The sequence below is a fragment of the Micromonospora sp. WMMD723 genome, assembly GCF_049863385.1.
Classification (GTDB): domain Bacteria; phylum Actinomycetota; class Actinomycetes; order Mycobacteriales; family Micromonosporaceae; genus Micromonospora; species Micromonospora wenchangensis.
The window spans coordinates 7,090,814-7,102,522 of the sequence record NZ_JBMKNR010000001.1 but is presented as its reverse complement, the minus strand read 5'-3'; the positions used below and the strand labels follow the sequence as shown (position 1 = coordinate 7,102,522).

Annotated in this window: 15 protein-coding genes; 11 read left to right on the top strand and 4 right to left on the bottom strand. The window is 72.8% G+C overall.

Translation table 11 applies throughout. The features are described from left to right. Positions 1–76 precede the first annotated feature (76 nt). Genes ACN261_RS30585 through ACN261_RS30575 form a run of 3 tightly spaced genes read left to right on the top strand, consistent with a single transcriptional unit; the run spans position 77 to position 1,480 of the window. Positions 77–499: a roadblock/LC7 domain-containing protein gene (locus tag ACN261_RS30585; protein WP_204926119.1), complete on the top strand. Its 423-nt coding sequence runs from the start codon at positions 77–79 to the stop codon at positions 497–499. 5 nt (positions 500–504) lie between these two features. Further along, the gene (locus ACN261_RS30580; protein ID WP_088645633.1) at positions 505–891 is read left to right on the top strand and encodes a DUF742 domain-containing protein; all 387 of its coding nucleotides are present in this window, start codon (positions 505–507) and stop codon (positions 889–891) included. Next, positions 872–1,480 carry a GTP-binding protein gene (locus ACN261_RS30575; protein ID WP_204926120.1) on the top strand — a complete coding sequence of 203 codons (609 nt, stop codon included), beginning with the start codon at positions 872–874 and terminating at the stop codon, positions 1,478–1,480. Before ACN261_RS30580 ends, ACN261_RS30575 begins: the two co-directional genes overlap by 20 nt. Before the next feature lie 75 nt (positions 1,481–1,555). Here the strand turns inward: ACN261_RS30575 and ACN261_RS30570 are convergent, their stop codons facing one another. Continuing rightward, complete coding sequence (locus ACN261_RS30570) at positions 1,556–4,423, bottom strand: aconitate hydratase (protein WP_425853482.1); 2,868 nt, start codon at positions 4,421–4,423, stop codon at positions 1,556–1,558. 162 nt (positions 4,424–4,585) lie between these two features. On the opposite strand from ACN261_RS30570, the gene ACN261_RS30565 reads away from it, so the two are divergent. The 4 genes from ACN261_RS30565 to ACN261_RS30550 all read left to right on the top strand — a co-directional run bounded on the left by ACN261_RS30565 (position 4,586) and on the right by ACN261_RS30550 (position 6,699). Beyond that, a complete protein-coding gene (locus ACN261_RS30565) occupies positions 4,586–4,975 on the top strand; it encodes a VOC family protein (protein ID WP_425853481.1) in 390 nt (129 codons plus the stop codon). A 37-nt stretch (positions 4,976–5,012) separates the two neighbouring features. Then, positions 5,013–5,447, top strand: a complete 435-nt coding sequence (locus ACN261_RS30560; protein WP_421483306.1) for a VOC family protein — start codon at positions 5,013–5,015, stop codon at positions 5,445–5,447. Positions 5,448–5,480: 33 nt separating this feature from the next. Then, entirely contained in the window at positions 5,481–5,966 is a 486-nt protein-coding gene (locus ACN261_RS30555) for a YcxB family protein (protein ID WP_425853480.1), read from the top strand. 76 nt (positions 5,967–6,042) lie between these two features. Continuing rightward, positions 6,043–6,699 carry a DedA family protein gene (locus tag ACN261_RS30550; RefSeq protein WP_421483304.1) on the top strand — a complete coding sequence of 219 codons (657 nt, stop codon included), beginning with the start codon at positions 6,043–6,045 and terminating at the stop codon, positions 6,697–6,699. 117 nt (positions 6,700–6,816) lie between these two features. Here ACN261_RS30550 and ACN261_RS30545 read toward each other — a convergent pair whose 3' ends face one another. From ACN261_RS30545 to ACN261_RS30535, 3 genes are all read right to left on the bottom strand, one after another. Next, positions 6,817–7,473 (bottom strand): C39 family peptidase, encoded by a 657-nt coding sequence (locus ACN261_RS30545; RefSeq protein ID WP_421483303.1) that lies wholly within the window; start codon positions 7,471–7,473, stop codon positions 6,817–6,819. Between the two features lie 358 nt (positions 7,474–7,831). Beyond that, positions 7,832–8,557 (bottom strand): alpha/beta hydrolase, encoded by a 726-nt coding sequence (locus ACN261_RS30540; RefSeq protein WP_421483302.1) that lies wholly within the window; start codon positions 8,555–8,557, stop codon positions 7,832–7,834. Between the two features lie 99 nt (positions 8,558–8,656). Then, positions 8,657–8,839 carry a hypothetical protein gene (locus ACN261_RS30535; protein ID WP_204926255.1) on the bottom strand — a complete coding sequence of 61 codons (183 nt, stop codon included), beginning with the start codon at positions 8,837–8,839 and terminating at the stop codon, positions 8,657–8,659. A gap of 19 nt (positions 8,840–8,858) precedes the next feature. On the opposite strand from ACN261_RS30535, the gene ACN261_RS30530 reads away from it, so the two are divergent. The 4 genes from ACN261_RS30530 (at position 8,859) to ACN261_RS30515 (ending at position 11,679) form a co-directional block, all read left to right on the top strand. Then, on the top strand, positions 8,859–9,533 hold the full coding sequence (locus tag ACN261_RS30530) for a hypothetical protein (RefSeq protein WP_421483301.1): 675 nt from the start codon (positions 8,859–8,861) through the stop codon (positions 9,531–9,533). 37 nt (positions 9,534–9,570) lie between these two features. Continuing rightward, positions 9,571–9,960, top strand: coding sequence for a hypothetical protein (locus tag ACN261_RS30525; protein WP_204926130.1), 390 nt, complete (start codon positions 9,571–9,573; stop codon positions 9,958–9,960). An 87-nt stretch (positions 9,961–10,047) separates the two neighbouring features. Beyond that, positions 10,048–10,809 carry a hypothetical protein gene (locus ACN261_RS30520; protein WP_425853479.1) on the top strand — a complete coding sequence of 254 codons (762 nt, stop codon included), beginning with the start codon at positions 10,048–10,050 and terminating at the stop codon, positions 10,807–10,809. A 105-nt stretch (positions 10,810–10,914) separates the two neighbouring features. Next, positions 10,915–11,679: a cellulose binding domain-containing protein gene (locus ACN261_RS30515; RefSeq protein ID WP_425853478.1), complete on the top strand. Its 765-nt coding sequence runs from the start codon at positions 10,915–10,917 to the stop codon at positions 11,677–11,679. Positions 11,680–11,709 lie beyond the last annotated feature (30 nt).

The window sequence follows — 11,709 nt, the reverse complement described above, 5'->3', positions numbered from 1 at the left end:
CGGCGTCGCGACGGATGCGACACCGCCGACGGGACGGCAACGAGCACGGCGTACGCGCCGGGGAAGAGGACGACGAGTGGGGCAGACGACGGCATCCGGTGCCGACCTGACGTGGTTGCTCGACGATCTGGTCAGCCGGGTCAAGCAGGCCGAGCACGCCGTCGCGCTCTCCACGGACGGCCTGCTGATGGCCGCGTCCGGGGGGATGGGCCGGGACGACGGCGAACACCTCGCCGCGATGGCCGCCGGCATCCAGAGCCTGGCCCGGGGCGCCGGGAAACGGTTCGGCGGCGGGCAGGTCCAGCAGACCATCATCGAGATGGAGTCCTCGTTCCTGTTCGTCACCGCGGCCGGGCCCAACGCCTGCCTGGCGGTGCTGGCCGGCACCGACGCCGACGTCGGCCTGATCGCGTACGAGATGGCGATGCTCGTCGCCCGGGTGGGCAAGTACGTGGCGTCCCCGGCCCGGGGCGTCGATCAGCCGTCCGGCGGGAACTGACCGCGATGGCCGGTGACGGCGACCCCGCGGACGAACAGTGGGTCGACGAGCACGCGGGCCCGGTGGTCCGTCCCTACGCGGTCACCCGGGGCCGGGCCCGCCCGGTCACCGGCTCGTTCGACCTGATCTCGCTGGTCACGGCGACCCGGACGAACGCGGTCGAGGAGGCCGGGCTGGGGCCGGAGCACGTGGCGATCGTGGCGCTGACCCAACGCATGCAGTCGGTGGCCGAGATCGCCGCCCGACTGGACCTGCCGGTGGGCACCGTACGGGTGCTCCTCGGTGACCTGGTGGCGCGGGACCTGGTCCGGGTACAGGAACCCCGGGAGCCGGCCGGTGTCAACGACGAGAGCATCTACGAGGCGGTGATCAATGGACTACGGGCACTCTGAACGTCCGGCGGGGGCGCGGGTGCTGCCCACCGCGCTCAAGGTTCTGGTGGCGGGTGGGTTCGGGGCCGGCAAGACGACCCTGGTCGGGGCGGTCAGCGAGAGCCGTCCACTGCGGACCGAGGAGGTGCTGACCGAGACCGGCATCGGCGTCGACGACCTGTCCGGTGTGGAACGCAAGAGCACCACCACGGTGGCGATGGACTTCGGCCGGATCACCATCAGCAACGACCTGGTGCTCTACGTCTTCGGCACCCCCGGGCAGGACCGGTTCTGGTTCCTGTGGGACGAGTTGGCGGTGGGGGCGCTCGGCGCGGTGGTGCTGGCCGACACCCGACGGTTGGCCGACTGCTTCCCCTCCATCGACTACTTCGAGGGGCGGGGCACCCCGTTCGTGGTGGCGGTGAACTGCTTCGAGGGCGCCCGCCGGTTCGGCGTCGACGAGATCCGCGCGGCGTTGGACCTGGACCCGGAGGTGCCGTTGCTGCTCTGCGACGCCCGGCAGCGGGAGTCCGGCCGCAACGTGCTGATCACCCTGCTGGAGCACGCCATGAAGACCCGCGAGGCCCGCCGCCGGGCGGCCGGCGGCTGAGCACGACCGCACCGCGCGCCGACGCGACGGGCCCCCTCCGAAAGCGGAGGGGGCCCGTTCCGTGCACGGGGTACGTCAGCTCGCGATCATGCGGCGCAGCACGTACTGGAGGATGCCGCCGTGGCGGTAGTAGTCCGCCTCGCCCGGGGTGTCGATCCGGACCACCGCGTCGAACTCCACGCCGGTGTCGGTGCTGACCCGCACCGTACGCGGGGTGTCACCGTCGTTGAGTGCGGTCACCCCGGTGATGGAGAAGGTCTCCGCACCGGTGAGGCCGAGCGACTCGGCGGTGGTGTCCACCGGGAACTGCAACGGCAGCACGCCCATCCCGATCAGGTTGGACCGGTGGATGCGCTCGTAGGACTCGGCGATGACCGCCCGGACGCCGAGCAGCATGGTCCCCTTGGCCGCCCAGTCCCGCGACGAGCCGGAGCCGTACTCCTTGCCGGCCAGGATGACCAGCGGCACGCCGGCTTCCTGGTAGGCGGTGGAGGCGTCGTAGATCGTGGTCTGCTCGCCGGTGAGGTGGTTGACGGTGAAGCCGCCCTCCACTCCGGGGACCAGCTGGTTACGCAGCCGGATGTTGGCGAAGGTGCCCCGGATCATCACCTCGTGGTTGCCCCGGCGGGAGCCGTACGAGTTGAACTCGTGGCGCGGCACGCCGTGCTCGGCGAGGTACCGGCCGGCGGGGGAGTCGGCCTTGATCGCGCCGGCCGGGGAGATGTGGTCGGTGGTGACCGAGTCGCCCAGCTTGGCCAGCACCCGGGCGTCGGCGATGTCGACGACCGGGCTCGGCTCCTGCTGCATGCCCTCGAAGTACGGGGGCTTGCGGACGTAGGTGGAGTCGTCGGCCCAGGCGAACGTGTCGCCGGTCGGGGTGGGCAGCGACTGCCAGCGCTCGTCACCGGCGAACACGTCGGCGTACGCGGCGCTGAACCCGGTCGCGCCGATCGCCTGGGCGATGACGTCCTGGATCTCGGCGGTGTTGGGCCAGATGTCGCGCAGGTAGACCGGCTCGCCCTTGGTGTCCTCGCCGAGCGGCTCGTTGGCCAGGTCGATGTCCATCGTGCCGGCCAGCGCGTACGCCACCACCAGCGGCGGGGACGCCAGGTAGTTCATCTTGACGTCCGGGTTGATCCGGCCCTCGAAGTTCCGGTTGCCGGACAGCACCGACACGACGGCCAGGTCGCCGGAGTTGACGGCGGCGGAGACCTCCTCCGGCAGCGGGCCGGAGTTGCCGATGCAGGTGGTGCAGCCGTAGCCGACCAGGTTGAAGCCGAGCTTGTCGAGGTACGGCGTGAGGCCGGCCCGCTCGTAGTAGTCCATGACGACCTTGGAGCCGGGCGCCAGGGTGGTCTTGACCCACGGCTTGCGGCTCAGGCCCTTGTCGACGGCGTTGCGGGCCAGCAGCGCGGCCCCGATCATCACCTGCGGGTTGGAGGTGTTGGTGCAGGAGGTGATCGCGGCGATCACGACCGCGCCGTGGTCCAGCTCGTACTCCACGCCGTCGCTGCCGGTGACCCGGACCGGGTTGCTGGCCCGGCCCCCGGCGCCGACGGCGGCGGTCTCCAGGTCGCGCGGCTCGTCGGCCGGGTCGCTGAAGTCGTTGGCGGGCGGGTCGCTGGCCGGGAACGACTCGGCGCTGGCCTCGTCGGCCGGGCCGTTCGCGCCCCGGGGCAGCTGCTCGCGGGCGACGCCGGGCTTGAGGTCGCGCTCACCGGCGGAGTCGTCGGCGACGTAGTCGGTCAGCGCCGAGCGGAACAGCGTCTTGGCGGCCCCGAGCGGCACCCGGTCCTGCGGGCGCTTCGGCCCGGCCAGGGACGGCTCGATGGTGCCCAGGTCCAGCTCCAGGCGCTCGGAGTACGCCGGCTCACGCTCCGGGTCGTGCCAGAGCCCCTGCTCCTTGGCGTACGCCTCGACGAGCGCCACCTGGGAGGCGTCGCGGCCGGTCAGCTCCAGGTAGCGGACGGTCTCGGCGTCGATCGGGAAGATCGCGACGGTGGAGCCGTACTCGGGGGACATGTTGCCGATGGTGGCCCGGTTGGCCAGTGGCACGGCGCCGACGCCGGGGCCGTAGAACTCGACGAACTTGCCGACCACGCCGTGCTTGCGCAGCATCTCGGTGATGGTGAGCACCAGGTCGGTGGCGGTGGTGCCGGCCGGCATCTCACCGGAGAGCTTGAAGCCGACGACCCGGGGGATGAGCATGCTGACCGGCTGGCCGAGCATCGCGGCCTCGGCCTCGATGCCGCCGACGCCCCAGCCCAGCACACCCAGGCCGTTGACCATGGTGGTGTGCGAGTCGGTGCCGACGACGGTGTCCGGGTACGCCTGCATGACTCCAGACGCCTCTGCGCGCGCCATGATCGTACGGGCCAGGTACTCGATGTTGACCTGGTGCACGATGCCGGTGCCGGGCGGGACGACCTTGAACTCGTTGAACGCGGTCTGGCCCCAGCGCAGGAACTGGTAGCGCTCCCTGTTGCGCTCGTACTCCAGCTCGACGTTGCGGGCGAAGGCGTCCTCGCGGCCGAACAGGTCGGCGATGACCGAGTGGTCGATGACCAGCTCGGCCGGTGCGAGGGGGTTGACCTTGGTGGCGTCGCCGCCGAGGTCGCGGACCGCCTCGCGCATGGTGGCCAGGTCGACCACGCAGGGTACGCCGGTGAAGTCCTGCATCAGCACCCGCGCCGGGGTGAACTGGATCTCCACGCTCGGGTCGGCGGTGGGGTCCCACGCGCCGAGCTGGGAGATGTGGTCGGCGGTGATGTTCGCGCCGTCCTCGGTCCGCAGCAGGTTCTCCAGCAGGATCTTCAAGCTGTAGGGCAGTCTGTCGTGCCCCGGCACCTGGCTGATCCTGAAAATCTCGTAGCTCGCGTCTCCGACGCGTAGCTGGGTCTTCGCACCGAAGGTGTCGAGGCTCGCCACGTCGTACTCCTTCACACCAGCGACCGTGAGTAGTCCTGAGCAGTCTGTCGCACCGGGCGGAACGTCGCCCAGGTTAGGTAACACTTACTGCCGATTCGTCGTCTTCCAACAAAACCGTACGTCCGTCTTGCTATCCACGCAACCTCGTGCCAGGGTTCGGGACGAGGAGGTGCCACCATGATCCATCATGTGCTGCTCGCCTGCCCGCCCGGTGCCGAGGACGCGTCCCGGGCCTTCTACGTGGGCATCCTCGGCCTGACCGAGAAACCCAAACCCCCGGCCCTCGCCGCCCGTGGCGGCTGCTGGTTCACCGGGTACGACGCCGAACTGCACCTCGGCGTCGAGGCCGACTTCCGGCCCGCCCGCAAGGCGCACCCCGCCCTGCTGCGCCCCGACCTCGACGCCCTCGCCGACCGGCTGGCCCGCGCCGGCCACCCGGTCACCTGGGGTGACGACGACGAGCTGCCCGGGATGCGCCGCTTCCACACCGCCGACCCGCACGGCAACCGGCTGGAGTTCGTCGCCCCGCTGCCCGCCCGGACGGAGCGGTCGGCCCCCGGTCGCTGACCGCCGTCGTGTCGGACCCCGCCGCTACGGTGTGCCGATGGCGTCGGTCAAGCAGGTCCAGGTCACCTTCGACTGCGCGGAGCCCGAACGGGTCGCCCGCTTCTGGTGCGCGGTGCTCGGTTACGTCGTGCCCCCACCCCCGCCGGGGTTCGCCGACTGGGGCGCGTTCGACAGCGCCCTGCCGCCCGAGCGGCAGGGCTCCGCGTTCGCCTGCGTCGACCCCACCGGCGTGGGCCCGCGACTGTTCTTCCAGCGCGTGCCCGAGGGCAAGGTGGTCAAGAACCGGCTGCACCTCGACGTGCGGATCGGCCCCGGCCTGGTCGGTGCGGAGCGGTTGGCCGCGCTGGAGGCGGAGTGCGCCCGGCTGGTCGCCCTCGGCGCGACCCGGGTACGCCTGCTGCCCGCCGACGGGCACGACGAGTCGTGCCTGGTGATGCAGGACGTCGAGGGCAACGAGTTCTGCCTCGACTGAGCCACCGCCGCCGCGCCGCACTATCGTTTCCGCGTGCACATCCGTTTCGACGTCCCCGCCGACCCCGCCTACCCGGGCCGGGTGGCCGCCGCGCTCAGCAGCGTCCGGTTGCGCCGGTTCACCCTCATCGGCGCGGCGCTGGCGGCGGCCGGGGCGGCCGGTCTGCTGGTCTCCTGGGGCGGCCGGCTCTCGTCGCTGTGGCTGGTGCTGCTCGTGGGCGGGCTGCTGTCGATGCTCTACGCGCCCTGGGTGCGCTGGCGGGCCCGACGCCGCTCCGACGACTACGCGGTCGAGGGCGGCTACGACATCACCGACGACAACATCATGATGCGCAGCGGCTCGGAGTCCGGGGGCATCGCCTGGGACGGGGTGGCCCGGGTGCGGGAGGCCGGCGACTTCTGGATCGTGTACGTCGGTCGGATGCCGGCGACGGTGATCCCCCGCTGGTTGATGTCCCCCGGGGACGCCGAGACGTTGCGTGCCTTCATGGCCGCGCGCGGTCTGCTCGCACCCCGCTGACCACACCCCGCTGCGGGGCCCGCCCGGCCCGTCCGGCGCGGGTAGGGTTCGAGGTCGGGTCGGAAGGGGTGCCGCAGTGGTCGACGTTCAGCACTGGCTCGTAGCACTTCCCCCGGGGGTGGTCTACCTGATCGTCGCCGGGGTGATCGGCGTCGAGAGCATGGGTGTCCCGTTGCCGGGCGAGATCGTGCTGGTCAGCTCCGCCCTGCTGGCCGCGACCGGGGTGGTCGAGCCGCACTGGGTCGCCACCGCCGCGGCGTTCGGCGCGATCGTCGGCGACTCCGTCGGCTACGCGGTGGGTCGCCGGGGCGGCCGTCCGCTGCTGGCCCGGCTGGGCCGGCGCTTCCCGAAACACCTGGGGCCCGCACAGCTCGCCCGCGCCGAGCAGAGCTTCGCCCGGCACGGCGTCTGGGCGGTGTTCTTCGGCCGGTTCGTCGCCCTGCTGCGCATCCTGGCCGGGCCGCTGGCCGGCGCGCTGCACGTGCCGTACCGGCGGTTCCTGGTGGCCAACGCGGCCGGCGGCCTGGTCTGGGCCTTCGGCACGACCTACCTGCTCTACACCCTGGGCCGGGCGGCCGAGCACTGGCTCAAGGACATCTCCTGGGCCGGCCTGGTCCTGGCCGTGCTCGGCGGGGTGGCCAGCACCTGGTGGCTGCGCCGCCGGGCCCGCCGGCTGGAGTCGACGACGACCGCCGACGAGGCCGAACCGGTGGCGGCCGGCACCGACCGCTGAGCCGCCACCGCTACGGCCCCCCCGGGCACGGGAGCGAGCTGGCGGTACCGACGACGATCGGGCCGCCCCCGGGTGGGGGCGGCCCGATCGGTGTCCGGGGTCAGGACGGGTAGCGGGTCAGGACGAGTAGCCGCGGGTGGCGATCCAGTCGGCGAGGTTGTCCACGCTCATCCGGTAGGACGCGGTGTCCGGGTTGGCCGAGTCACCGATGGTCACGGTCTTCCCACCGTCGCGGTAGCCGATGACGCTGATGTAGTGGCCACCCTCGAAGGAGTGGGCGTTGCCGTCGGTGTCCACCGCGGTGCCGGCGATGTTGGCCACCACGGCCCGACCGTCGTCGACGGTACGCACGATGTCGGCGCGCAGCTCGTCGGTCTGCTTGTCGTCGGCCTTGGCGCCGCGGATCTCGGTGCTCTCGTACGCCTTGCGGCCGGTCTCCTTGTTCAGCACGGGGGTGATGTCGTTGATGCTGTCGGTGCCGGCCTCGGTGGTGCGCATCTCCTTGGCCATGGCGTCGACGTCGATGTTCTTGCCCTGGACGGACAGGGCGTTGCGGGTCGCGGCGGGGCCGCAGTAGTAGAAGTTCGGCTGCGCCTGGTAGTCCATCGTCAGCTCACGCTCGCCGGCGGGCCGGCGCTCGGCCTGAACGGCGGCGGGTGCGCCGGTGCGGGCCTCGACGGCGTAGGCGGCGGTCAGCGGGCCGGCGATGGCGCCGGTGGTGAAGGCGAGGCCGGCAGCGGTCAGGGCGGTCTTGCGGATCAGATCGGTACGCATGGTCGCGTGCTCCTCTGCATCGGGGGTGTGGCGCACGCCCACAGGGGGGTGGGGCGTGGCCGGAAGTTCGGGGGATCGCCAGGCGATCGGGGGGACCTGCTCGGGCGTCCGGGGATTGTCAACCGACCCGGTGGCGACCGCATTCCGCGATCGGGGTTCCGGGGCCGTCCCCCTCGGGCGGGGGAGTGGCGGTGGTATGCCAGGTACAACGCCCCGCCCCCGGCGGCGATTCCGCCGTGGGAGTGGCCCCGGCCACGGGACGATCGGGCACGAACGCACCGGTCCGGTGCTCGACCCCCGCGACGAACCGGACATCCGGTCGGTCACCGGACCCGGTGCGGTGGGTGGTGGACCCCGCTCAGTCGGCGCGGATCAGGTCGACCACCGCGTCCCGGGCCGCCCGGACGGCCTCGCGGGACTGCGCGGTGTGGTCCAGGATGTCGAAGGCGTGCTGGCCGTCCGGCACCTCCACCAGGCGCACCTGTCGCCCGACCTGGGTGGCGGCGTCGAGGAACGCCGCGATGCCGGCCAGCAGCCCGGGGAGCTTGTCCTGCCCGGCCCGGGTCAGCACCACAGGCGTCGTCGAGCCCGTGCCGAGGGCGTCGAGGGGCAGGAACCGTGCCGGCACCTCCCAGCCGGGCAGCGGGACGAGCAGCGGATAGGTCAGCGCGATGCCCCGCACCCAGGCCGGCGCGACGCGCAGCCAGTCGGCCGAGAACAGGCTGCCGCCGGAGAAGAACCAGAGCACCACCCGCTGCGGGTCGACCCGGGGGTCGGCCCGGACGGCCTCGACCAGGCCGGCGATCTCGTCGGCGGTGGCGGGCAGCCCGGCCAGGTCGGTGACCCGGTAGCTGACGACGGCGGCGACCAGGCCCTGCTCGGCGAGGAGCGCCCCGTAGCCCCGGTAGAGCAGCCAGTCCCGGGGGTCCGGCGCGCCCGGCGGAAGGGGGGCGCCGTGCACGATCACCACCACGGGGTGCGGACCGTCACCGGCCGGCAGGTGCAGGTCGACCTGGCCGTGCCGCTCCACCGGCGCTGGGGGCGGTGCCAACACGAAGGGTTGCCGCTCGACCGCGTCGTCCATGCCGGGGAGCCTAGCCGCCGACGGCCCGTCGGACCGTCCCGTCGGGACCACCGTGGACCTCGGCCGTGGTGGATCGGCGTCGGGTCGCCGCGGAACCGGTCAGGCCGGGTCGTCGCCGGACGTCGCGGCCTGGGCGTGCCGCTCCCGCAGCCGGTCGCGGATCTCCTCCGGGGTGTACGCGCGACGCCGCCGCTCGGCGCGGGCGACGACCACCCCGGTCGCGGCGACCCCCGCGAGACCGGCCAACCCGAGGACCTTCCACCACTGCATCCGTTGCCGCATCGGCCTAGGGTAGACGCCCATGAGCATCAGCCTGGACGAGGCCGTCGACCTGACCCGTACCGGTGACGTCTGGGTGTTCCGGGGGCGCAGCGTGCCGGACCGGGCCATCCAGTTCACCACCAACAGTCCCGTCAACCACGTCGGCATGGCGGTGGTGCTGGACGACATGCCCCCGCTGATGTGGCACGCCGAGCTGGGCCGGTCGCTGCGGGACATGTGGACCGGCACCCACCAGCGGGGTGTGCAGCTGCACGACCTGCGCGACGCGGTCTGCGTCTGGGCCAACCGGTACGGCCAGCGGGCCTGGCTGCGTCAGCTCGAACCGTCGGCCGATCCGACGATGGAGCAGGCGGTGCTGCGGACGGTGGCCCGGCTCGACGGCACCCCGTTCCCGTCCACCGCCCAGTTGGCCTGGCGGTGGGCCCGGGGGCGGGTGCCGCAGCTGCGCCTGCCGCTGCCGGGCCGGCGGGACCGGGCCGACGAGCGGGCCGACCTGCCGGCGGGTGACAGTGCGCTGGAGACCGCGTACTGCGCCGAGGTGGTGGCGGTGACCTACGAGGCGATGGGGCTGCTGCCGCCCGGCCGGCGGCCGAACTGGTACGACCCGGGCCGGTTCTGGAGCGGCGACGACCTGGACCTGGCCGGCGACGCGCGGCTCGGCGCGGAGATCGAGGTGCGTATCCCGCCCCGGTGAGGTTTGCCGGCGGCCGGGGACGGCAATTGGTGACGCCGTGAGAGCTTCCACCGACCTCGACACGTTGAGCGACTTCTTCGACAGGTACGGGGTGGCGCTCACCACCGGCGACGTGCCCACCATCGCCGGCTGCTACGCCCTGCCGGGGCTGGTGGTCGCCGACACCTACAGCTTCTCGTTCAGCACGATGGCGGCGGTCGCGCTCTCCTTCGTCGGGGCCGCGCCCGACTACCGGGAACGGGAACTGGTCGCGGCGCACGCGCTGATCGAGGAGGTGGAGCCGGTCTCCGCCCTGCTGACGATGGTGTCGGTGCGCTGGGAGTTCCTGGACAGCCAGGGCCGGGCGGTGCCCGGGGAACGCTACCGTTACCTGCTGCGCGGCACCGAGGACGGCCCGGCGATCTGCACCGTCATCCGGACCGGCTGACCGCCGGGTCGCCCCTGCCACGCCCCCGGTGATCATCCCTACCGGACGGTCGCTAATCTCTGCGTACAGGGTCGACCGAGGAGGGCCATGCCGGGCACCCGTGGAAAGCGGTGGACGTCCCGACTGCCCCAGGCGGTCGCCGCGACCCCCTGGCTGCTCGCCTCGATCGGGGTGATCGTGCTGCTCCTGCTGCTGGTCAAGGCGCTGGTGGCGGTGCTGGGTCACGATCGGTACGCCGAGCACGGCGCCGGGTCACGCAGCGAGGCCGTGATGGTGCCCGGGGTGCCGGTGACGACCGGGCCGGCGTCGGCGACGCCGTCGCCGTCGCCCACCCGCACCCGGCGGGCCACCAGCGGCGACGGAACCGGCGTGGTCCCACCGGCACCGGGTCGGACGCCCGTCGCGTCCCGGTCGGCCAGCCCGTCGGCGTCGGTGTCGCCGCCGACCGTGGCCCTGACGCCGCCGCCGGCCACGCTGCTCAACGACGACGCCCCCGGCATCACCTACCGGGGACGGTGGGCGGTCTCCCGGAACCGGCCGTACGGCGACCACCGGAACGACGTGCACTACACCATCCACGACGGGGACTCGTTCAGCTTCACCTTCACCGGCACCGGCCTGGACTACATCACCTCGCGGGACCCCGAGTACGGTGACGCTGACGTGTGGGTCGTCGATGCCGCCGGGCGACCGGTGAAGCAGGAGCGGGTGAGCGCGCGGGCGCACCGTTACCAGCCGCAGCAGACCGTGTTCAGCGTGCAGGGGCTGCCGGCCGGGAAGTACACCATCTGGGCGGTCAAACGCGGCGGGGTCTACTTCCAGGTGGACGCCCTGCGGGTGCGCGGCTGACGGGACGAACGGACTGTCCGGTTAGGACAAAGTCCGGACGTTGGGTACTTTCCGACAATCGCCTGAATCGTTACTCTTCTCGGACGGGGCCGACCAGGGAGGGTCATGTCCGGCATGCGTCGCGCGCAACCGCGGGCACACGGAGCGGGTGCGCTGGCGTCGTCGCCATGGGTCGTGGTCGCCACCGGCGTGCTGGTGATGGTGGTGCTCCTGATCGTCGCGTTGGCGTCGTACCGCAGCCGGGGGCCGGCGTTCGAGGCCCGGCCGGCCGATCCGCTGCCGACGTACTCGCTGCCGGGCTCGGGGGCGACCAACCCGGCCCGGGTGGCGGCGAACCTGCCCGAACCGGTCGTCCCCGGGCTGACGCCCCGCCGCACCGACCCGCCTCCGGTCGAGGTGCCCGTGGTGGTCGTGCCGCCGTCGGCCGGGGACGACGTGCCCGCACCGCCGGCCGGTGGGGTCGGGTCACCGCCCGACGAGCCGGGCGTAGAGCAGCCCCGACCCACCACACCCGCACCGCCACCGCCCGCCGCGCCGCCGTCGTCGCCGGTCACCGGCCGGTTCAGCGTGCGGGACAGCTGGAACAACCAGGCGTTCATCGGTGAGGTGCTGCTCTACAACCGCGACCGGGTGTCCCGACCGTGGACGGTCCGGTTGGTGCCGCCACCGGGCAGTCGACTGGTCACCTCGTGGGTCGAGGGCGCCCCGCAGGGCACTCCCCGGATGTCCGGCGGGGTGTTCACGTACACCAGCGGGGTGAACGTCGGCCCCGGTGCCTCGGTGCCGTTGCGGTTCCACTTCGAGAACACCGGCGGCAGCATCCGGCCCTCGCGGTGCACGGTCGACGGGGTGCCCTGCTCCGGCCTCTGACCCGCCGGCTGCCGGTCCGCCGCGCCGCCC